This window comes from Flagellimonas sp. S3867, assembly GCF_014698935.1.
Taxonomy (GTDB): Bacteria; Bacteroidota; Bacteroidia; order Flavobacteriales; family Flavobacteriaceae; genus Flagellimonas.
In genome coordinates, this window is record NZ_JACVMN010000002.1 from 848,897 (window position 1) to 868,498 (window position 19,602).

20 protein-coding genes are annotated in these 19,602 nt (G+C 40.0%); 12 read left to right on the forward strand and 8 right to left on the reverse strand.

Annotated elements, in window-relative coordinates:
- Positions 1–5 precede the first annotated feature (5 nt).
- A complete protein-coding gene (locus tag IAG46_RS11525; RefSeq protein WP_190810501.1) occupies positions 6–2,009 on the reverse strand; it encodes a fumarate reductase/succinate dehydrogenase flavoprotein subunit in 2,004 nt (667 codons plus the stop codon).
- A gap of 2 nt (positions 2,010–2,011) precedes the next feature.
- On the reverse strand, positions 2,012–2,680 hold the full coding sequence (locus IAG46_RS11530; protein ID WP_190810502.1) for a succinate dehydrogenase cytochrome b subunit: 669 nt from the start codon (positions 2,678–2,680) through the stop codon (positions 2,012–2,014).
- 240 nt (positions 2,681–2,920) lie between these two features.
- On the opposite strand from IAG46_RS11530, the gene IAG46_RS11535 reads away from it, so the two are divergent.
- Genes IAG46_RS11535 through IAG46_RS11545 form a run of 3 tightly spaced genes read left to right on the forward strand, consistent with a single transcriptional unit; the run spans position 2,921 to position 5,360 of the window.
- Positions 2,921–3,811 carry a RimK family alpha-L-glutamate ligase gene (locus tag IAG46_RS11535; RefSeq protein ID WP_190810503.1) on the forward strand — a complete coding sequence of 297 codons (891 nt, stop codon included), beginning with the start codon at positions 2,921–2,923 and terminating at the stop codon, positions 3,809–3,811.
- Positions 3,789–4,760, forward strand: coding sequence for a succinylglutamate desuccinylase/aspartoacylase family protein (locus IAG46_RS11540; RefSeq protein ID WP_190810504.1), 972 nt, complete (start codon positions 3,789–3,791; stop codon positions 4,758–4,760). The genes IAG46_RS11535 and IAG46_RS11540 overlap by 23 nt, the downstream gene beginning before the upstream one ends.
- A gap of 6 nt (positions 4,761–4,766) precedes the next feature.
- Complete coding sequence (locus tag IAG46_RS11545) at positions 4,767–5,360, forward strand: DUF1080 domain-containing protein (RefSeq protein ID WP_190810505.1); 594 nt, start codon at positions 4,767–4,769, stop codon at positions 5,358–5,360.
- A 40-nt stretch (positions 5,361–5,400) separates the two neighbouring features.
- Here the strand turns inward: IAG46_RS11545 and IAG46_RS11550 are convergent, their stop codons facing one another.
- The 4 genes from IAG46_RS11550 to IAG46_RS11565 all read right to left on the reverse strand — a co-directional run bounded on the left by IAG46_RS11550 (position 5,401) and on the right by IAG46_RS11565 (position 10,532).
- Positions 5,401–5,958 (reverse strand): hypothetical protein, encoded by a 558-nt coding sequence (locus IAG46_RS11550; protein ID WP_190810506.1) that lies wholly within the window; start codon positions 5,956–5,958, stop codon positions 5,401–5,403.
- A 118-nt stretch (positions 5,959–6,076) separates the two neighbouring features.
- Complete coding sequence (locus tag IAG46_RS11555) at positions 6,077–6,937, reverse strand: AraC family transcriptional regulator (RefSeq protein ID WP_223826662.1); 861 nt, start codon at positions 6,935–6,937, stop codon at positions 6,077–6,079.
- A 133-nt stretch (positions 6,938–7,070) separates the two neighbouring features.
- Entirely contained in the window at positions 7,071–7,688 is a 618-nt protein-coding gene (locus tag IAG46_RS11560) for a hypothetical protein (protein ID WP_190810507.1), read from the reverse strand.
- Positions 7,689–10,532 (reverse strand): sialidase family protein, encoded by a 2,844-nt coding sequence (locus IAG46_RS11565; RefSeq protein ID WP_190810508.1) that lies wholly within the window; start codon positions 10,530–10,532, stop codon positions 7,689–7,691.
- A gap of 177 nt (positions 10,533–10,709) precedes the next feature.
- Here IAG46_RS11565 and IAG46_RS11570 point away from each other — a divergent pair, with 177 nt between their 5' ends.
- The 7 genes from IAG46_RS11570 (at position 10,710) to IAG46_RS11600 (ending at position 15,291) form a co-directional block, all read left to right on the forward strand.
- Entirely contained in the window at positions 10,710–10,991 is a 282-nt protein-coding gene (locus tag IAG46_RS11570) for a hypothetical protein (RefSeq protein WP_190810509.1), read from the forward strand.
- A 95-nt stretch (positions 10,992–11,086) separates the two neighbouring features.
- Positions 11,087–12,379, forward strand: coding sequence for an aminopeptidase P family protein (locus IAG46_RS11575; protein ID WP_190810510.1), 1,293 nt, complete (start codon positions 11,087–11,089; stop codon positions 12,377–12,379).
- 72 nt (positions 12,380–12,451) lie between these two features.
- Positions 12,452–12,622 (forward strand): hypothetical protein, encoded by a 171-nt coding sequence (locus tag IAG46_RS11580; RefSeq protein ID WP_190810511.1) that lies wholly within the window; start codon positions 12,452–12,454, stop codon positions 12,620–12,622.
- A 131-nt stretch (positions 12,623–12,753) separates the two neighbouring features.
- Entirely contained in the window at positions 12,754–12,993 is a 240-nt protein-coding gene (locus IAG46_RS11585; protein ID WP_190810512.1) for a hexameric tyrosine-coordinated heme protein, read from the forward strand.
- A gap of 592 nt (positions 12,994–13,585) precedes the next feature.
- Positions 13,586–13,792, forward strand: coding sequence for a hypothetical protein (locus IAG46_RS11590; RefSeq protein ID WP_190810513.1), 207 nt, complete (start codon positions 13,586–13,588; stop codon positions 13,790–13,792).
- A 256-nt stretch (positions 13,793–14,048) separates the two neighbouring features.
- Positions 14,049–14,459 carry a hypothetical protein gene (locus IAG46_RS11595; RefSeq protein WP_190810514.1) on the forward strand — a complete coding sequence of 137 codons (411 nt, stop codon included), beginning with the start codon at positions 14,049–14,051 and terminating at the stop codon, positions 14,457–14,459.
- 181 nt (positions 14,460–14,640) lie between these two features.
- The gene (locus tag IAG46_RS11600; protein ID WP_190810515.1) at positions 14,641–15,291 is read left to right on the forward strand and encodes a LamG domain-containing protein; all 651 of its coding nucleotides are present in this window, start codon (positions 14,641–14,643) and stop codon (positions 15,289–15,291) included.
- Here IAG46_RS11600 and brnQ read toward each other — a convergent pair.
- Entirely contained in the window at positions 15,288–16,559 is a 1,272-nt protein-coding gene (brnQ, locus tag IAG46_RS11605; protein ID WP_190810516.1) for a branched-chain amino acid transport system II carrier protein, read from the reverse strand. The two genes, IAG46_RS11600 and brnQ, sit on opposite strands and share 4 nt — an antisense overlap.
- 270 nt (positions 16,560–16,829) lie before the next feature.
- On the opposite strand from brnQ, the gene IAG46_RS11610 reads away from it, so the two are divergent.
- A complete protein-coding gene (locus IAG46_RS11610) occupies positions 16,830–17,084 on the forward strand; it encodes a hypothetical protein (RefSeq protein WP_190810517.1) in 255 nt (84 codons plus the stop codon).
- 124 nt (positions 17,085–17,208) lie between these two features.
- Here the strand turns inward: IAG46_RS11610 and thiL are convergent, their stop codons facing one another.
- A complete protein-coding gene (gene thiL / locus IAG46_RS11615) occupies positions 17,209–18,255 on the reverse strand; it encodes a thiamine-phosphate kinase (RefSeq protein WP_190810518.1) in 1,047 nt (348 codons plus the stop codon).
- A gap of 64 nt (positions 18,256–18,319) precedes the next feature.
- Here thiL and IAG46_RS11620 point away from each other — a divergent pair, with 64 nt between their 5' ends.
- Entirely contained in the window at positions 18,320–19,600 is a 1,281-nt protein-coding gene (locus IAG46_RS11620) for a choice-of-anchor B family protein (protein ID WP_223826663.1), read from the forward strand.
- Positions 19,601–19,602 lie beyond the last annotated feature (2 nt).

Consider the following 19,602-nt stretch of genomic DNA (forward strand, 5'->3'; position numbering starts at 1 on the left):
AACTTTTATTTGTAAGAACGCGTCTTTAATTCAATGTTTTCGTAAACCAAATCTTCTTTGTGCAATTCAGCATCTTTGGGTTCACCCTTAAATTCCCAAGCAGCTACGTACTTAAAGTTTTTATCATCACGCAGTGCCTCGCCTTCCTCGGTTTGGTATTCTTCACGGAAGTGACCTCCACACGATTCATTTCTGTGTAGCGCATCCTTGGCAAATAATTCACCAAGCTCCATAAAATCGGCAACCCTTCCAGCCTTTTCAAGTTCTTGATTTTTGGACCCAGCTTCTCCTGGAATTTTTACATTTTCCCAAAAGTCTTTGCGCAATTCTGAAATCTCCTTGATGGCCTCTTTCAAATCTTTTTCGTTTCTGGACATACCACATTTGTTCCACATGATCTTGCCCAGTTTCTTGTGGTAATAATCCACAGAGTGGATTCCAGTTCCCGACATCAATTTTTCCATACGGTCACGCACTTCTTTTTCCACGGCATCAAATTCCGGAGAATCTGTTGGAATAGGTCCGGTTCGGATATCATCGGAAAGATAATCGCCAATGGTGTATGGCAGAACGAAATAACCGTCGGCCAAACCTTGCATCAATGCCGAAGCTCCCAAACGGTTGGCACCATGATCGCTAAAATTGGCCTCACCGGCACAATAGCAGCCTTCAATGGTTGTCTGCAGGTTATAATCAACCCAAAGTCCGCCCATAGTATAGTGTACCGCGGGATAGATCATCATTGGGGTTTTATATGGATTTTCATCCACAATTTTTTCATACATCTGGAAGAGGTTTCCGTATTTGGCTTCTATGACCTCTTCTCCCAATTTGATTATGGTTTCCTTATCCGGATCTTTAATACCGGATGTCAGTGCTTTTTCTTTTCCGTAACGTTGAATGGCAGCAGCAAAATCAAGATAAACAGCTTCTCCCGTTTTGTTGACACCAAATCCGGCATCACAACGTTCCTTTGCTGCCCTTGAAGCCACATCGCGAGGTACGAGATTACCAAATGCAGGATATCTTCGTTCCAAATAATAATCGCGCTCTTCTTCACCAAGTTGTGTGGGTTTCAATTTTCCTTCTCGGATGGCAACAGCATCTTCCTTGCGTTTGGGTACCCAAATACGGCCATCATTCCGAAGGGATTCGGACATCAAGGTCAGTTTGGATTGATGTTCTCCTGAAACAGGAATACAGGTAGGGTGAATTTGTGTATAGCAAGGATTGGCAAAAAACGCACCTTTTCTGTGTGCTCGCCATGCTGCGGTTACATTACTTCCCATGGCATTTGTGGAAAGGAAGAAAACATTCCCATATCCACCTGTGGCCAAAACCACGGCATGGGCACTGTGTCTTTGGATTTCACCGGAAACCAAATCCCTTGCAATGATTCCACGAGCTTTTCCATCAACCAAAACCAAATCCATCATTTCATGACGGTTATAGGCTTGGATTTTTCCACGGTTGATTTGACGGTTCATGGCAGCGTATGCACCCAACAATAATTGTTGACCTGTCTGTCCCTTTGCATAAAAAGTTCTGGAAACCAAAACCCCTCCAAAGGAGCGGTTGTCCAAAAGTCCGCCATATTCACGTGCAAAAGGAACTCCTTGTGCCACACATTGATCTATGATGTTTACGGATTCTTCGGCCAAACGATACACGTTTGCTTCCCTGGATCGGTAGTCACCACCTTTAATGGTATCGTAGAATAATCGGTAATGGCTATCACCATCGCCTTGATAGTTTTTTGCGGCATTGATTCCACCTTGGGCGGCAATGGAGTGTGCTCGTCGTGGTGAATCTTGATAGCAGAATGTTTTTACGTTATAACCCAATTCGGCCAAAGTTGCCGCTGCGGCCCCACCTGCCAATCCTGTTCCCACAACAATGATATCAATGTTTCTTTTGTTAGCGGGGTTTACAAGATCAATGTCATTCTTATGCTTGGTCCATTTATCGGCCAAAGGACCGGATGGAGTTTTAGAATCCAATATGCCCATAATTAATGTGTTATTGGGTTAAGGTGATGGTATAAAGCGATAAAAGCAAATGCTAATGGTACCACTACTGCGAATAATTTTGTAAAAGTTTTTAGTGCTGGGGTATACTTGTTGTTGACCCCCATGCTTTGAAGCGATGAAGAAAAGCCATGCCATAAATGCAAGCTCAGTAACACAAATGAAATCACATAAATAATTGTACGCCATAAAGGAGCAAATTTTTCTACGGTTTCGGCATAATATCGTGTTGGATTTTCAGGACTCACTTCAATATACTTATAGGTCATTTCATGAATCCAGAAATCATAAAAATGAAGTCCCAAGAACGCCAAAATAACCAATCCTGAATAAATCATGTTTCTAGATACCCATGGCGCATTAGCGCTGCCTTTGTATTGAACATAACCTACTCCCCTGGCATTTCTATTTTGAATCTCAAGAACAAAACCCATTACAAAATGTACAATGACTCCTGCAATCAAAATGGGCTGCATGATATATTGCACCAAAACATTGTAGCCCATGAAATGGGATGCTTCATTGAAAAAATCTGGAGAGATTACGGATGCTAGGTTGATGGTGACGTGTATTACAAGAAAAGATACTAGGAAAAGTCCCGAAAGTGCCATCACTACTTTACGGGCAATCGAAGATTTTATCAATCCACTCATTAGTGTTGGTTTTATATACAAATTTACGGCACGGCCTAGTTTTTAACAAGCATTAAACCTTGTAAAATGGGTTATTTAGACCGATTTTAAGCTGTATGTTAGTTTATTCAGCCAATTGATTGAAAAGGATTTCTATGGCCTACAAAACTTGGTCGCATTTATGGCTTAAAATTTCAATTTCAAGGCAATTCTGCAAATTTTATCCGATATTAAGGTCGTTTTATAACTAAACCAAACTAATTGGATATTGCCATTCTATCTGTTAGCCTCAATGTGCATTCTACAAAAAGAATTGTGGAAGAAGGGCAGAAAGCAGGTCATTATGTCGAATTGATAGATCATACCAAATGCTCGGTGAAATTGGGTGAGGGCAAACCTCAAATTTATTTGGGGGAGGAAAATGTAACGGATGAATTTGATGCCATTATTCCAAGAATTGGGGCCAAGGTTACCAAGCACGGTGCGGCCATTGTGAAACAATTTGAAATGAACAATGTGTTTAGTACGGCAAGATCATTGGGTATAATGCGGGCTCGAAATAAAATAAGAACGCTGCAGATCATGGCCCGGAAGGGAATCCCTATTCCAGAAACACTATTTTCCATCAATCCACATAATATTGGCGAGCAGATAGAATTATTGGGAGGGCCACCGGTAATTATTAAACTTCAAGAGGGCACGCATGGAAGCGGGGTTATTTTAGCGGAGTCCAAAAAATCCGCAAAATCCATAATCGATACCTTTTACAAAATGGATACGAGCATCTTACTCCAAAAATATATCGAAGAGGCCAATGGTGAAGATATCCGAATCATAGTTGTTGGCAACAAGGTTGTGGCAAGCATGAAACGGATAAGTGATCTGGATGATTTCAGGTCCAATGTGCACCGGGGAGCGGAGACTGAGGCAATTAAGCCCACAGCCAAAGAGCAATTTATTGCCCTAAATGCGACCAAATATCTAGGACTGGGTGTGGCGGGTGTAGATATCATGCGCTCCAAAAAAGGTCCGGTTTTGATCGAAGTAAATGCATCGCCCGGGCTTCAGGGCATCGAGGGTGCAACGGGCGTTAATGTGGCACAACAAATCATTCAATTTGTGGAAAAAAATGGGCATAGAAGCAGAAAATAAGACAATAGCCATAAATGGCGAAGCCATTTCCCCCGGACAAAACAGCTTGGTCCGCATTGGAATTTCGCGCCTGCCCACCGGAACACTTATCGATATTCCGGTGCATGTTTTTAATGGCAAAAAAGCAGGTCCAACAGTGCTGGTTCAAGCAGGATTGCATGGTGACGAGATCAATGGGGTGGAAACTTTAAGACGTATGCTTCAAGAAAATGTTTTCAACATAAAAAAAGGAGCTGTTATCGTGGTTCCAATCCTCAATATTTTTGGGTTTATCCATTTTTCAAGGGACGTGCCTGATGGAAAAGATGTAAACCGAAGCTTTCCGGGCACAAGGACAGGTTCCTTGGCAAGCAGAATTGCGCATACTTATACTTCGGAGATTTTACCTCAGGTCGATTTTGGCATTGACTTGCATACGGGTGGAAGTCAACGGCACAATTTTCCGCAGATACGATATTCGAAAGAAGATGATCGGAGCAAGGAACTGGCTGAAACTTTTGATGCCCCATTCTATTTTGCCTCTCGATTGATCAGAGGTTCTTTTAGAAAAACAACACTTAAAATGGGTATCCCGACCATTGTTTTTGAGGCTGGGGAAAGTATGCGGTTTGATGAGCAATCTATTCAAGAAGGAGCAGAGGGAATCCAAAATGTGCTCACTGCACTGGGAATGATGACCAAAAAAAGAACTTCAAAACAGAAAGCATCGGTTCATTTGGAATATACGAGATGGGTGAGAGCTCCAAGAGCAGGAATGTTTGTTCCAGAGGTGCAAAATGGAGAGCAGGTAGCCAAAGGTCAGATTTTGGGTCTGGTCACAGATACATATGCCAAAAAGAATAAAAAAGTAAAGGCTCCTTTTGAAGGTTATGTCTTTTGTATTAATAATCAAGCGGTGGTAAATCAAGGTGACGCCCTTTTCCATATTGGAAGTAAAAATGCTAAATAAAAACCAATGAAAAAATCAATCTTTTTTGCAGGAATACTGTTAATGGCAGTTTCCTTTGTCTTTTGTCTTGGATGCAAGTCGGGAGAGTCCAAAACAATGTCACTTTTTGAAGAAAATAGCGAAGCATGGTTCGTTGATGGAGACTCAAAATGGGAATTTGTGAACAACGAACTTATTGGAATAGCGGATAGCACCTCTGGTTTTATAATCACAAATGACAGATATCGAAATTTTGAATTGAGTTTGGAGTTTCAACCTGACAGTACAATCAATTCAGGCGTCTTTGTTCAGTGCGCGCTGCCAGAAATGTCTGCCGAAGACTGTCACGAACTTAATATTTGGGATTTGCACCCTAACCAGGATTTTAGAACTGGATCTATAGTGACAAAAGTAAAACCCTATGAAATTGTGGAGACCTTGAACGTTTGGAATACCTATAAAGCTATTACAAAAGAGGGTAACATCCAGGTCTATGTGAATGATGTGCTTACCTCAAGTATAGAAAAAGACACTTTGATGGAAGGGCATATCGGACTTCAAGCCATGGGTAATGGAACCATAAAGTTTCGAAATATCAAGCTCAAAAAAATAACGGACTAAATTATGAGGAGCAGGGTATTCCCCTGCTCCTTTTTGTTCATTAATCCAATTCCATTTTTACTATCTTTTTTTGGCCACCTTTTTTAAGAAACACCTTTATGGTTCTTTCAGAACCCGAGTGTTTATGGTATTTCACAGAATAAATGCTCTTTTCAAAGGACCACCCAGGAAATTGTTTTGCAATTTTCTGACTTATGGCCGATGGAATTTTAATATTCACATGCCGTTCAATACTGCTAACAAGGTTTCCATTCTTATCATACTTGGCGTAGACCGAAGCTTTTTTTTCTTTAAAAACCACATTGTAGGTCGATGGCTCCTCGATGGAATATTCTTCAAGCTTGGTTATGTCAAAATTAATTACCCTCTGTTGCAATGCCGATAGATAGGCCGATTGTCCTTTTTCAGATACCTTGACGAGATAATCACTTTTAGGATTTGTTGATAATGAGCGGTAACTGCGTGTTTCAAAATTGTGGTTGAACACCAATAGGTCATTTTTCTGTGCATTGGCAGTTGTTGCCAACAAACAGAGCATAGCTGAAACAAAAATGCTGCTTATTAGATTCTTACTTTCTTTTAATTTAAAATTTTCCATGATTTTGCTATTTGATTACAATGCAAAATTGGGACAATGTGTTTGCTTTGGATTTCCCTAAAAGTCCAAACTATTTGTTTTAAGGGTCAAACAAAAAAAGGAAATCTAAAAAGTAAAACTATGGGAGTGAAGACCTGAATTGTTGAGGTGGCAGATGGTACTTTTCTTTAAACGCTTTATTGAAATGTGATGGATTTTTAAACCCACTTTCATAACAGATTTCATTGATGCTCAATGTTGATTGATGAAGCAGGGTCTTTGCGCATTCAAGCCGTTTGTTTTTGATCCAATTGCCCGGGGTTTGTTTAAAATGGTTTTTGAAATCTCTTTTGAATGTAGAAAGACTTCGACCGCACAGTTTTGCAAATTCATCCAAGCCGAGGTCATACTGAAAGTGTTTTAGCATGATGTATTCCATATCGGCTTTTTCAGAATTGCTAAGGGAATACAGGTATTCGACCAACATCTGGTTCTTGGGATTCAGTAGGATATTGAACAGCAGTTCCCGGAATTTTATTTCGACCAAACTTTTTGGAATCTCACCAGCTTGTTTAAAATAATTGAAGATGCTATGAATCAAAGATTCAAAAGAATCATTTATATCAATTTCAAAGATTTGATCATAATCTTTCTGTTTGGCGGGAATCTTTAAGGAGGGATGTTCTCGAAAGAAGTTGTTTATGAAAGTATCATTGATAAAAAAGAGCATCACGCAGTAATCCACTTCAAAGTGTTGACGCGTAGTGTAAACCCCTTTGCGAACAAAAAGAGCGTCTCCACCCTGTATTTCAAAAGTCTGGTCCGGAGAGAACCAATCTTTTCTGCCACTTATCACATAATTAATGATGTGGGAATCTGTGAACAATTGAAAATTTTCAACATCTATAGGACACTTATACTCAACAAAAAGATAGTCGTCGCCAACCAGCTTATTGTACCTTGAATGCCTCCTAAAATACTGTTGAATATCCACTATCATACCTTAAAATTAGCAATTTTAAAACCGATAGTACTTTTACTATATCAAGCTATAAATAGCTTAGCCACCACTTTTCCCTATGATTGGTTTGAATGGTGCTGACAATATTGTTGGTTGTCTTTTTCTTGCGCTTTTATTTTTCCACGGGATAACCGTATACCTCAATCCAATCTATCCGTGAACATGCATCAGAATTGCCGCCAACTGTTAGATCTGTCCACCCGATTGCTTCTACTTTGGTCAAATCTGGATTTTGCACCAGTTTTGTTTCAGCGATCAGCTCCATATCCAAAGACTTCCATTTAATATCTGAAATATTGAACTCTCGAACTCTCCAATCGGTTGATGGCCCATCAGAAGCATCACTGACCAACCAAGATTCATCTGGCAGTTTGAGTACAATTCGAAGTTGACGAAAGCCAGATTGTTTTGAGCGCCATTTAATCTTTCCAAACCGGGAAAGGTCAACATATTTTGACCGATGCTTCAATGTGACTGCCCAAGTGCTTCTGCATAATCCCGACCACACATAATAGGGGTCATCTTTCGGTGTATCATGATGACTTTTTTTGAGTTGGTCCGAATCTTCACCATATAAATTGATGACCACATCCGTATTGCTGATATGTTTTTGGCTTACTGGAATTTCAGCAGGGGTTTCCTTAAAATCTTCCCGAAAGAAAAGTTGGGGACGCTCTTGCCCATAAAGCGAGCATTGCATCACCAGAAAAACCCATAAAAAGTATCTCATTTATTCTATCTTGAATTCAATTTTTTCTGTATTTCCATTTACAGAGATTTCAACCACATAATTGCCTTGGGGCAAATAAGTTTTTCCATTTTTTGCTTCTTCCAACTTCATTTTATTCTTTTTGAGAAAGTTGCTTTTTCCTTTTTTGGAAAAGGCTAGGTCATATGACAAAAGGTTCAATCCTTTATTGGCTTGCATTTCTGTGGAGCTCACTTCTGTTCCGTTAACGGTCATTACTTTGGCTGTGCAAGGTCCGGATGCTGAACAATAAAAATTGATATCCAGCCCAGGGGTGTTTGGTTTGGCCCAAGAACTCCAGGCATTGCCCCAATTTTTAGAATGTTCAATATTTTCAACATCAAAAACAACCAAATCTTTGGAAAGCACATCGACTTTTATCTGCTGTAGGGAAGCAATATCCGCTTTGTAGATACTTCGGCCGTGTGTGCCAACCAATAAATGTTTGGCCTCGGGCTGAATTACCAGGTCATGCACCGCCACATTGGGCATTCCATTTTGAAATAATTCCCATGATGCACCGCGATCAAAACTTACGTACAGCCCATTATCTGTTCCTGCAAACAACAGATTTTCATTTTCAGAATCTTCAACCAGGGTGTTGATCGGCGAGGTCGGAATATTGCCCGAAATATTTTTCCAACTTTTCCCATAATCATCGCTCATATATATATAAGGAGTAAAATCGTCCCAGCGATAGCCGTTCAAGGCGGCGTAAACTCGTTCCTTTTTATGTTTGGATGCAGCAACTTCACTTACCCATAAATCTTTTGGGAAGGAATTGGATATTTTCTCCCAACTACCACCTGCATTTTTTGTAACCTGGATCAAACCATCATCACTACCCGCATAAATCAAACCAAATTTGAATGGAGATTCTGAAATGGAGGTAAGCGTTCCGTAAGCTACATTTCCTTTTTTACCACCTTGAGTCAAATCGTTGGAAATGGCTTCCCAGTCATCCCCTTGGTTTAAGGAACGATGTAATTTGTTGCCTCCCAAATACAAAATATCTTGATTGTGCTTAGAGAGCAATATGGGAGTTTGCCAATTGAACCGATACGGAGATTCACCCAATTCATGTTTGGGTTGAATGTATTTTTGGCTTCCATCTTCCAGATTCAATCGATAGTAATTTCCAAACTGGAAGCCAGTGTAAACAATATTGGAATTTCTGTTGTCAATTTGTACTTGCATACCATCCCCACCCATGATCATCTTCCACGGATTTTTTCCGGTCTGGTGCCAATGTCTATTTTCTTCACTATTATGAGCTCCTTTCCAAACACCATTATCCTGCAATCCACCATACACATTATAGGGTTTTTCATGGTCGATGTTGATGGCATAGAATTGTCCCACGGTTGGCGAATTGTTTTTCATCCAATTACCTCCATCATCATAGGTAATGTTGACGCCTCCATCATTTCCATTGATAAGGTGCCCCGGTTTTTGTGGATTTATCCAAAGCGCATGATGATCGGCATGTACGTTTTCTTTTCCAATGGAGGTAAAGGTATTTCCTCCATCTTCGGACTTGATCAAGGGAACCCCAGCCAAATAAATGTGATCTTTGTTATTGGGATCTACCCGGATTTGGGCAAAATAATAGCCGTAACTGTAAAAGAGATCATCAATATAATTCTCGTTAATTTTTTTCCAAGAAGTCCCTGCATTGTCACTTCGGTAAACTTCTGCCCCAACAACTGGGGTATCAAATAAAAGTGAATTGGCAGTCTCCAAATATTTAGCAAGATCAATGGGCTTTACCGCCCCACTTCTAACCATTTGTTTTACGTTTTCGGCGCGATATTTTTCCTGGAAACCATTGGTCTTTAGGTAGTCGTTCAGCTTTTTTTCCTCCAAGGCAAGAAACGCCTCCGTGTTCATGGATTTAAAATCATCCTTGGTCAGGCCTTCCTTTTTCTTGGCGGATTTTTCATCTCTTCTAAATTGACTGTCATGAACGGCATACACAGTATCATCGTCAAAAACCGCCAATCCAATTCGGCCCACACCATCTCCCGTGGGGAAACCACTTCCTTCGGAAGTGACCAAAGTCCAACTTGCACCGCCGTCTACACTTTTATAGATTCCAGAAGCAGCGCCATTTCCTGAAAAATTCCAGGCCTTTCTATCTTTTTCCCATGCAGCGGCATATTGAATGTTGAAGTTATTGGGTGCGTGGGCAACATCTATAATTCCCGTGGCATCGTTTACAAAAAGTGTTCGTGTCCATGTGCTACCTCCATCCATGGTTTTGTAAATGCCCCTTTCTTGATTAGGGGAATACAAATGACCGGTAACCCCGACCACAACTTCGTTGGCATTATTTGGGTTGACCAAGATTCTGCCAATATGGTGCGAATCATGTAGTCCCACGTTTTGCCAAGTCTTTCCGCTGTCGGTTGATTTTAATATGCCGATACCGGCATAGGATGAACGTGATGAATTGTTTTCCCCGGTTCCTACCCAAATAGTTCCTGTTTTCCAATCCACAGCAATGTCTCCAATATTTTGGGTGTTCGAATTGTCCAAAATCGGGTCAAACGAAATTCCATTAGAGGAGGTATGCCACAACCCACCTGAAGCGTAGGCCACATAAAATTCTGTAGGGTCGTTCGGATTCACCTCTAAATCTACTACCCGTCCGCTCATCACCGATGGGCCAATATTTTCTATGGGAATATTTTTTACCAATGAGGTTTCGGCCATTTTGGCTTTTTGAACCAAGCCATTCATTACCTGATCAGCTATAGTTGCAGATTGTTGGGCGATGGAGCTTTGGAAAATAAAAATGAGGCAGAAAGTAAAAAGTTTTTTCATCGAAATCAGGGTTAAATTCTTTTGATCAAGGTATGAATAAGTAGGCGCAGGAACAAACTGCGGAAAATGAAATCCAGGTGATTAAATGTTAGAAAATCGCAATTTTTTGCCAATTGATTTTATCAAATTCACAAAAAAATGCTTAATTTCTGCGAATTAACCATTTAAACTATAAATATGGAAGAGTACTTACCGTTGATTATTCAACTAATTTCGGGCGCCGTTGGAGGTAATTTAGCAGCAAAACTATTACCAAAACTCAATCTTGGGACACTGGGCAATTCCATTTCCGGAATCCTTGGTGGTGGATTGGGCGGATATCTTTTAGGTATGCTTGGTCTAGGGACCGATGGCGGAATGGATGTCACGGGAATTCTTGGAAGCATTGCCGGAGGTGGTGTTGGTGGTGGCGTTATCATGGCCATTGTTGGAGCCATAAAAGGAGCTATGTCCAAGTAAACGGATTATACGAAGTGTAAAAGGAGCCATATTGGCTCCTTTTTTGTTTGTAGCCGATTATCAAATTTCTACATTTGAACAAATAGTTTTTATCAATGAAGTACCATCAAATCGACAACCAGCTTTTTATTAAAAATCGTAAAAAGTTTATGACTCAGATGAAGCCTAAAAGCATTGCGGTGTTCAATTCCAATGACATATATCCGATTAGTGCCGACAGTACCATCGCTTTTGAACAACATCGGGATATTTTTTACTTGAGCGGAGCTGATCAGGAGGAAACCATTTTGTTGCTTTTTCCTGAGGCCATGGACAAAAAACACCATGAGATTTTATTTGTGCGGGAAACCAACCAGCATATTGCAGTTTGGGAAGGAGCCAAGCTCACAAAAGAGCAAGCTACCCAGGTTTCGGGAATTGAGACCGTTTATTGGTTAACGGATTTTGACAAGGTGTTTTTTGATTTGATGACTGAAGCCGATACCATCTATTTCAACACTAATGAACATTATCGTCAAGCTGTTGTCACCCAAACCCGTGAAGACCGTTTTATTGAAAAATGCAAAAAGGACTTTCCAGCTCATCAATGGGCCAAGGGCAATCCCATTTTGCAGCAAATTAGAGGGGTAAAAGAACCAGAGGAAATAGCCTTGATGCAGCAGGCTTGCGATATTACCGAAAAAGGGTTTCGAAGAATTTTACAGTTCACCAAACCAGGGGTTTGGGAATATGAAATGGAAGCAGAGTTCTTGCACGAATTTGTTCGAAATCGTTCCAAAGGGTTTGCATATACCCCGATTATTGCAGCTGGCAACAATGCCAACGTATTGCACTATATAGAAAACAACCAACAGCTAAAGGATGGGGATTTAATTCTAATGGATTTGGCAGCAGAATATGCCAACTATGCTAGTGATATGACCAGAACCATTCCGGCCAATGGACGATTCACTGACCGTCAAAAAGAAGTTTACAATGCTGTGCTTCGGGTTAAAAATGAAGCAACCAAAATGTTGGTTCCCGGAGTTATTTGGGCAGAATACCACAAAGAAGTGGGTAAGATCATGACCTCAGAATTATTGGGTCTCGGTTTGTTGGATAAGGCCGATGTTAAGAATGAAGACCCCAACTGGCCGGCTTATAAAAAATACTTTATGCATGGCACCAGTCATCACATTGGGTTGGATACACATGATTATGGTGAACTTAAAACCCCAATGAAACCCAATATGGTTTTCACGGTAGAACCTGGGATTTATATTCCTGATGAAGGTTTTGGAGTTCGCTTGGAAGATGATGTGGTGGTTCAAGAAAGTGGAGAACCCTTTAATTTGATGCGCAACATCCCGATTGAAGCCGAAGAGATTATGGAGTTGATGAATGGTTGATTCATAGAAAAAATTGTTGTCATCCTGAGCCTGTCGAAGGATGAATTGAAAATGGACAGAATTTAGGCAGTCATGAGATTCATACTTTTTTTATTACAACAACCTAACATTGAAGAAAAAATGAACGAGGCTCCGGACAGCGCCTATGAAGTTGGGGTCGTCATTGGATCCTACTTGCCTTTTATTGCTTTAGTGGTCATCGCCTATGCCATATATCATTACAATAAAAAGAGGAGGGGTTAGCATTAGAACCAAAACCTATCCCTGAAAGGTTGGAAATCAAGGATGAAAAATAAAAGTGCTCTAAAGTAACATAAGTCACTGTTTCGCAAGTGTATGGACGCTAGTTTTGTGCAAAATAAAACATGTCACCTATGTCTGAACAAACACAATTGATTCCAGGAAATTCCCTGATCACCGAGACCCCTGAAGAAGGAAGGGCACTTGCTGTAAAAATAGCCAGGCTTACCATAAAAATTACACAACCCGATGCTGAGGTTAGGGAGAAACTCCGTCCAACTTACGCCAATGATGCTGCTATGTTGATTGCCGTTGGGCAAACAGTTGCGGCCGAATTTGCAATTATTGCACAAGCGAATAATTATTGGAGGTAATCGGCATACAAATGATATTTCCGTCATGGAAGAGTGTTCTGGTCAATTATAAATAAGGGATTATTGCCTCAGAGCACCCATTTGTGAATTTCGCTTGGATCTTCATGCCTAAATAGAGGAACTTTAGTCTTTCATTAGCTGTTTCTGGTTGTAGCTTGAGCAAATTCCACTTAATAACTCATTGGTTATGAATGAAAATCTATTTACTCTTAGTGAGGACGCCATAATTCTACTTGGATGTTATCTGGTCAATTGGATAACATTGGCCTTTGTTCTTCGCTTGACCACAATGAAAATAAAAAATGCTGCCATGCATCTTAGTATGTAACTAGGATATCCCATATTTTTCTGGTATAGCTTGCATAATAGCAGAGGATTGGAGGGGATAGCAATTTTGACCTACTGGATAATTGCCATTGGGATTCAATGGTTATTTTATTTGGGTCAATCAATCTGGCTTTATAGAAAAAGAAGGACCAAGTAGACTTTTCCAATCAGTAGATGAGGTGCATATTTTAAGAGTATTGAAACATGTTGTTAAAGAAAGGACATAATTCTTTCACAAAAAGGTGTTGAGCGGTCAACAAATTTTTTGGGAACCCATTTTGGTGGCCGTCCCGCAGGTAAAACAGGAATGGAATGGCCGCATGGTGATGGATTTGGAAGCCCATTTAAATTTGTGGTACAGGTGCATTCATCTATTTATGGCCATGCCCAACCTTTCGACTTCTTTCTTTTTTTTATTGTTGGGAATGCGGTTTGGAAAATCATAAATCATTTTTCAATACCAATAAAATAGATAAAGCTTTTGGTTGGAAAAAAAGCCTTTCAGATGTAGTTGGGATTGAATCTTGGTGGTTACCCCCATTGGTGTAATGGTCGGAATGAATGTCCCGAATGTGAATCACCGATGGAACTGTTGTTGCAAATTTCACCAAATGCAACAGTTCATGCAAATTGGAGAGCTGGCTGGACACCATATATTTTATTGCCTCGAGCGCAAAAATTGGTTTTCAATCCGTTTTCAGGGGCATAAGTTTTTTTTAAATCCAATTATGGAAAAATCAAATGAATTGTATGCTATTATCGACCTTTTTAATAAAAGGCGACAAGAAGTAATTGAAATTTTGGAAAAGCAATTTGGTACCATTCCTAAAAGCGGATTGGGCTGGTCATTCTGGAGCAGTATACACTATAACAAACTTCAAAGTTTTAAAGACGATTTTAAGCTATTTCCACATGGGTATGGGCTTACTTTTTCTAACGATGAGTTTTGGATTGATTTTGATTTTGGTGAGAATGGCAAGATCAAAGGATTTGATGCAAAAAGACTATGGGTATTTATAGAGAAAAATAATGTTGAAACAGACTTTCTATCCTCTGATGAGATTGAGAAAATCATAAAGTTTGAAACCAAGAAAGGGAAGCTAGTTCTTAACGGGGATATAAATTATTATATAAAATAGGCTTGTAGTCCATAGATCGCCATAGTCTCTCATAACATATTTGTGCAGAGTGTTTCCCTAAAGGGTATTTTATGAAGTCAATTCGGGTTGCAGTTTTATCACTTCAAAATGCTAGCTGGTCAATCTGGTTCTGATTTTGTTGTGAAAACATCGAACTTGTTTTAAAATCAAAAAACACTACATGTTTAAAAGATCAGTTGTTGGATTGTTTCTAATCCTTGTTTCAGGTTGTGGTACATCAAAACATCAAATCATAGCGTTAGAAAATGGAAATATCAATATAAGGGATAATAGAAGGATAGATATCCAATGTGATACCGATAATAATTCTAGTGATTTTCATTTTAATGGAAGGAATCAGTATGTTAATCTCGATACACTTTCGCTGGAAGTTGGAAATGGTTTGACTCTGTCTTTAATGATGAAAACCAAATCCAAGGAGTTTCAATGGATAGTTGGTAAATACGATTGGAGCACAGATGCAGGATACCACTTGGTTTTGATTGATGGAATAGCAAGGTTTAATGGAAGAGATAAAGGAGGAGAGTATGTTCGGTGCAAAGGAAGAACCTTCATCGCTGATGGGAAACCCCATCATTTGGTTTGTGTATGGAAGGATAATACATGGTCCTTGTGGGTGGATGGTGAATTAGAGAACCAAGTGGAAACGGAAACCCTAAGGCCTGGCATCAAGAGTATTCAACCTCTGGAATTAGGTAGATCAATAATCGGACATAAGGGATCTCACTACTATTTTGAAGGGTTTTTGGATCAAATCAAATTTTACAATAAAGCACTCAGTGATAGGCAGATAAAAAGATTGCTCAATTAGCATGTTTTTTTTTGGATTGTATTGCCTGTTCCAAAAACCACCAAAGCAGGCAATACCCACCCCAAGTGATTTTCCCTTAAGGGAATCCATGAGGTAAAAGAGGCAATGGCATCTGCATGACCAATGCTGGCCACAAAATCAGGGACGCTAAAAAGCATCGTTGTTACTATCACCCATTTAAAGATTTTAGGAGAGGCATATTTATCAGGAACTACATTTAAGAGAATCAATACAATGGTAATGGGATAAATAAACATCAACGCAGGGATGGCAACAGCGATAATGTAGCCTACATTAAACTGACCCATCAATACCCCTAGTACACAACCGATGATCGCCGTAATCCGATAAGCCAATGGGGAATCATTAAATCGGCCTTTTATAAAATCCGCCGTTCCCGTTACAATACCCACCGCAGTGGTAAAACAGGCTAACCCAACTAAAATACTTAAACCAAGGTTGGCGGTGTTTCCCAATGTTTTTGTACTGATTCCACTTAAAAGTGCCGTTCGGGACACATCGGCATCAAAAGCATCATGGAAGAGAGCTCCTGTGAAAATAAGACCGGTATAGATCAAGAACAGACCCAGTCCGGCCAACCAACCTGCTTTTCGTATCAAGCTTTTTTTGACTTCATAGGAAGCCTTTTTTTCTTTTAGATTTATGGAAATAATGATCACGCCACCTACAACCACTGCCCCAATGGCATCAAAGGTTTGGTATCCTTCCAGAACACCGTGGCTAAATGGACTTTTGAATTCGGTAATGCCAAAATTGAAATCGAGGTTAAAGATGACCGCGCCAATGATCAACATCAAGACAATCAAAATTCCCGGAGTGAGAAACTTGCCGATCACATCCAAGATCTTGGAACGATTCACTACAAAAACATAGACCAGAGCAAAATAAATAATGCTCGTAAGCAAATAAGCAGAATCCCAAATGGGTTGAATGGCCATTTCATGTGTTACTGATGCCGTTCTTGGAGATGGTAAGGCAATGGAAATGACATATACAATATAACAATACACTACACTAAATGTTGGTGACACCTTTTTGGCAAAGTCGAACATGGTGCCCTGTAGTTTGGCGTGGGCCAAAATCCCCAAAATGGGAATTAGCACTGCGGAAAGGCAAAAACCAAAGGCGACCAACCACCATAAGTTGCCCGATTTAAAACCGAGTTGTGGAGGAAGAATCAAATTCCCTGCTCCAAAGAATAAAGAGAAAAGTGCAAAGGCGGTTATGGCTATGGTTTTTCTGCTCATAAATTGTTAATAAATTTTTGATAAGATAAATCAATATACTATATTTCAAATCAGTATTTCGGCTGATGAATACAGCTTTTTGTCGATTATTGTGTATTTCATCGAAAAATAGACTTTCAGCAAAAGTTTATGAAATAAAAAGTTATCAACATCCGTTGCTAAAATATAAGGTCTAAATGTAAATATTAAGATTATAAAATAGAATTACAGAAATTTAGGCATTTTCGATCCCCAAATCGTACCAATGCTCCACCCAAACAAAACCGACTTATGAAAACAACAACTACCTCCCATGGCAACAAATTTTCTTCTTTCTTCTGCAATTTGTTCGGGCATCATTATGTAGTATCCAAAAAAGTCACTAAGCACATTAAAGAGTACAAGTGCTTGCACTGTCAAAAACAAGTGACCACCGATGTTAGTGGAAAGCTTTCAGCTTTAACACCACAGATGCAGGATATTAACAGTACTTTGGAAGATATGTATCGCAAAAGACAAGGCAGACATGTTCAACATGTGGCCTGATCATTTCTGATTTATACAATTTTAAGGTTTATCCCGGAGATTGAGCAAACACCTCATGCTATTCAGTCGCGTGCCCCAAGACCGTTTAGTGAGTAATGTTCTTGGTTTTCGGGATTTTTGATTGCTATCCTTCGAAAGAATTCCAACCCTGTGCCGTCAACGCAATTTTTGTCTCCCCACGTGTAATCAAATGAGCACCTTCCTTCTGATCCGTTATGTGTCCAATTACCGTAAGGTTTGGATTGGCCTTGATTTTTGGAAAATCAGCTTGATCTATGGTAAAAAGCAACTCATAATCCTCCCCTCCGCTTAAAGCTATAGTGGTTGAATCCATTTTAAATTCTTCCGCAGTTGAAATCACCGTAGGATCCAATGGAATTTTATCTTCAAACAGATTGCAGCCCACCTTGCTTTGTTCACAGAGATGTAAAATTTCGGAAGAAAGCCCATCACTGATATCGATCATGGCGGTTGGTTTCACCTCTAATTTTTCCAGCAATTCAACAATGTCTTTTCGTGCTTCCGGTTTTAGTTGTCGCTCTACAATATATGAGTACGGTTCAAGATCGGGTTGACTGTTTGGATTTACCTTAAAAACTTCTTTCTCCCGTTCCAAAACTTGAAGTCCCAAATATGCACCACCAAGATCCCCGGTTACCACCAAAAGATCATTGGCATTTGCACCATTTCTATATACAATCTCCTTTTCCTCGGCAATACCTAGGGCAGTGATGCTGATCAACATTCCTTTTGTTGAAGAGGTGGTGTCGCCACCAACTAAATCCACATTATACATTTTACAGCCCATGGCCACTCCAGCATAAAACTCTTCCAAAGCCTCCAGAGGAAATCGGTTGGAAACGGCAATGGAAACTGTTATTTGGGTTGCCTGGGCATTCATTGCATATACATCTGAAAGATTTACGACCACAGACTTATACCCCAAATGCTTTAAAGGCATATAGCTTAGATCAAAGTGCACCCCTTCTACAAGCAAATCTGTGGAGACTACAGTTTTCTTTCCCTTGAAATCCAAAACGGCGGCATCATCGCCAATACCGTAGACGCTGGATTCGTGTTTCAATTCAAAGTGCTGGGTCAAATGTTTGATCAAAGCAAATTCACCCATGTTTTCCAAAGCTGTTCGTTGTGGACTTTTATCTTCTAGCATTCGGCAAAAATAACTAGGATAATTATAAGTTGTATCTTTAATAAAAACTTAAAATTGCTATAGCATGCCAAGAGTGATTCTTCAAATGATTCTTGTGGCATTCATGGTTATTGGATGCTCAAGTGATAATGGCAGTGATGACAATCAAGGAAATGGTAACAACAATGGCGGTTCCGGTAACGGAAATGGAGGAATTGACATTGGAACGGGTATTGTAACCCGTGGTGCTACCTCCTGCGAAGGTGGAATGGCAGCTATTTATCCTTGCAACGGATATGACCTTTTATTTCAAATAGACCTTGGGTCTTTTGCTGCCAATTCAGGAAATGATATATGGGGATGGACAGATACCACTACCAATAATGAATATGCAATTGTCGCTTTTGACAACGGTACTGCATTTGTAGATATTACCGATGAGGAAAACCCTGTGTATTTAGGAAAACTACCAACGGCTACCGCTGCTAGCCCATGGCGAGATGTTAAAGTTTACGGAGATTTTGCACTTATTGTAGCCGAAGCAAGTAACCACGGCATGCAAATATTCGATTTAAAAAGACTTAGAAATGTTGGCAATCCACCTGAAGAATTTACTTCGGATGCTAGATACACCGGAATCGGCAACGCCCATAATGTAGTGGTAAATGAAGCGAATGGTTTTGCCTATCCCGTGGGAACGGCTAGAAACGACACCTTTTTGGGAGGAGTACACTTTATTGACATCCAAAACCCTACCAGTCCTAATGGAGTAGGAGGATATGGCACGAATGGATACACCCATGATGCCCAAGTAATCACCTATAATGGACCCGATGCTGATTACACTGGGCGCGAGATTTTTATAGGAGCAAATGAGAACTTCATTGCGATAGCAGATATTACAGACAAGGCCAATCCAACACAAATAGGGACCCTTAGCTATAGTAATATTGGGTATACCCACCAAGGTTGGTTTACCGATGATCATAGATTCTTTATTCTTGGGGACGAATTGGATGAAACCGATTTTGGATTCAATTCCCGCACATTGATTTTTGATATGGCGGATTTAGATGACCCACAATTACATACAACCTACACAGGCCCAACAAGTGCTATTGATCATAATGGATATGTGGTCGGTGATGAATTCTTCTTGGCAAACTATACCGCAGGAATGCGGGTCTTGGATATTTCAGATATTGAAAATGAAAATATTAGCGAAAAGGCGTTCTTCGACACATACCCATCGAGCAATGTTGCCCAATTTGATGGAGTTTGGAGTGTATATCCTTTTTTCAGTAGCGGAAAAATTATCATAAACGACATCAACTCCGGGTTGTTTGTGGTAAAAAAATCCAACTAAGT

What these genes read in the sequence shown, in the direction of transcription:
- IAG46_RS11525 (WP_190810501.1), bottom strand. Translation starts at nt 2,009, where the DNA reads ATGGGCATATTGGATTCTAAAACTCCATCCGGTCCTTTGGCCGATAAA.
- IAG46_RS11530 (WP_190810502.1), bottom strand. Translation starts at nt 2,680, where the DNA reads ATGAGTGGATTGATAAAATCTTCGATTGCCCGTAAAGTAGTGATGGCA.
- IAG46_RS11540 (WP_190810504.1), top strand. Translation starts at nt 3,789, where the DNA reads ATGGGCATAGAAGCAGAAAATAAGACAATAGCCATAAATGGCGAAGCC.
- IAG46_RS11545 (WP_190810505.1), top strand. Translation starts at nt 4,767, where the DNA reads ATGAAAAAATCAATCTTTTTTGCAGGAATACTGTTAATGGCAGTTTCC.
- IAG46_RS11550 (WP_190810506.1), bottom strand. Translation starts at nt 5,958, where the DNA reads ATGGAAAATTTTAAATTAAAAGAAAGTAAGAATCTAATAAGCAGCATT.
- IAG46_RS11555 (WP_223826662.1), bottom strand. Translation starts at nt 6,937, where the DNA reads ATGATAGTGGATATTCAACAGTATTTTAGGAGGCATTCAAGGTACAAT.
- IAG46_RS11560 (WP_190810507.1), bottom strand. Translation starts at nt 7,688, where the DNA reads ATGAGATACTTTTTATGGGTTTTTCTGGTGATGCAATGCTCGCTTTAT.
- IAG46_RS11565 (WP_190810508.1), bottom strand. Translation starts at nt 10,532, where the DNA reads ATGAAAAAACTTTTTACTTTCTGCCTCATTTTTATTTTCCAAAGCTCC.
- IAG46_RS11570 (WP_190810509.1), top strand. Translation starts at nt 10,710, where the DNA reads ATGGAAGAGTACTTACCGTTGATTATTCAACTAATTTCGGGCGCCGTT.
- IAG46_RS11575 (WP_190810510.1), top strand. Translation starts at nt 11,087, where the DNA reads ATGAAGTACCATCAAATCGACAACCAGCTTTTTATTAAAAATCGTAAA.
- IAG46_RS11580 (WP_190810511.1), top strand. Translation starts at nt 12,452, where the DNA reads ATGAGATTCATACTTTTTTTATTACAACAACCTAACATTGAAGAAAAA.
- IAG46_RS11585 (WP_190810512.1), top strand. Translation starts at nt 12,754, where the DNA reads ATGTCTGAACAAACACAATTGATTCCAGGAAATTCCCTGATCACCGAG.
- IAG46_RS11595 (WP_190810514.1), top strand. Translation starts at nt 14,049, where the DNA reads ATGGAAAAATCAAATGAATTGTATGCTATTATCGACCTTTTTAATAAA.
- IAG46_RS11600 (WP_190810515.1), top strand. Translation starts at nt 14,641, where the DNA reads ATGTTTAAAAGATCAGTTGTTGGATTGTTTCTAATCCTTGTTTCAGGT.
- brnQ (WP_190810516.1), bottom strand. Translation starts at nt 16,559, where the DNA reads ATGAGCAGAAAAACCATAGCCATAACCGCCTTTGCACTTTTCTCTTTA.
- IAG46_RS11610 (WP_190810517.1), top strand. Translation starts at nt 16,830, where the DNA reads ATGAAAACAACAACTACCTCCCATGGCAACAAATTTTCTTCTTTCTTC.
- thiL (WP_190810518.1), bottom strand. Translation starts at nt 18,255, where the DNA reads ATGCTAGAAGATAAAAGTCCACAACGAACAGCTTTGGAAAACATGGGT.
- IAG46_RS11620 (WP_223826663.1), top strand. Translation starts at nt 18,320, where the DNA reads ATGCCAAGAGTGATTCTTCAAATGATTCTTGTGGCATTCATGGTTATT.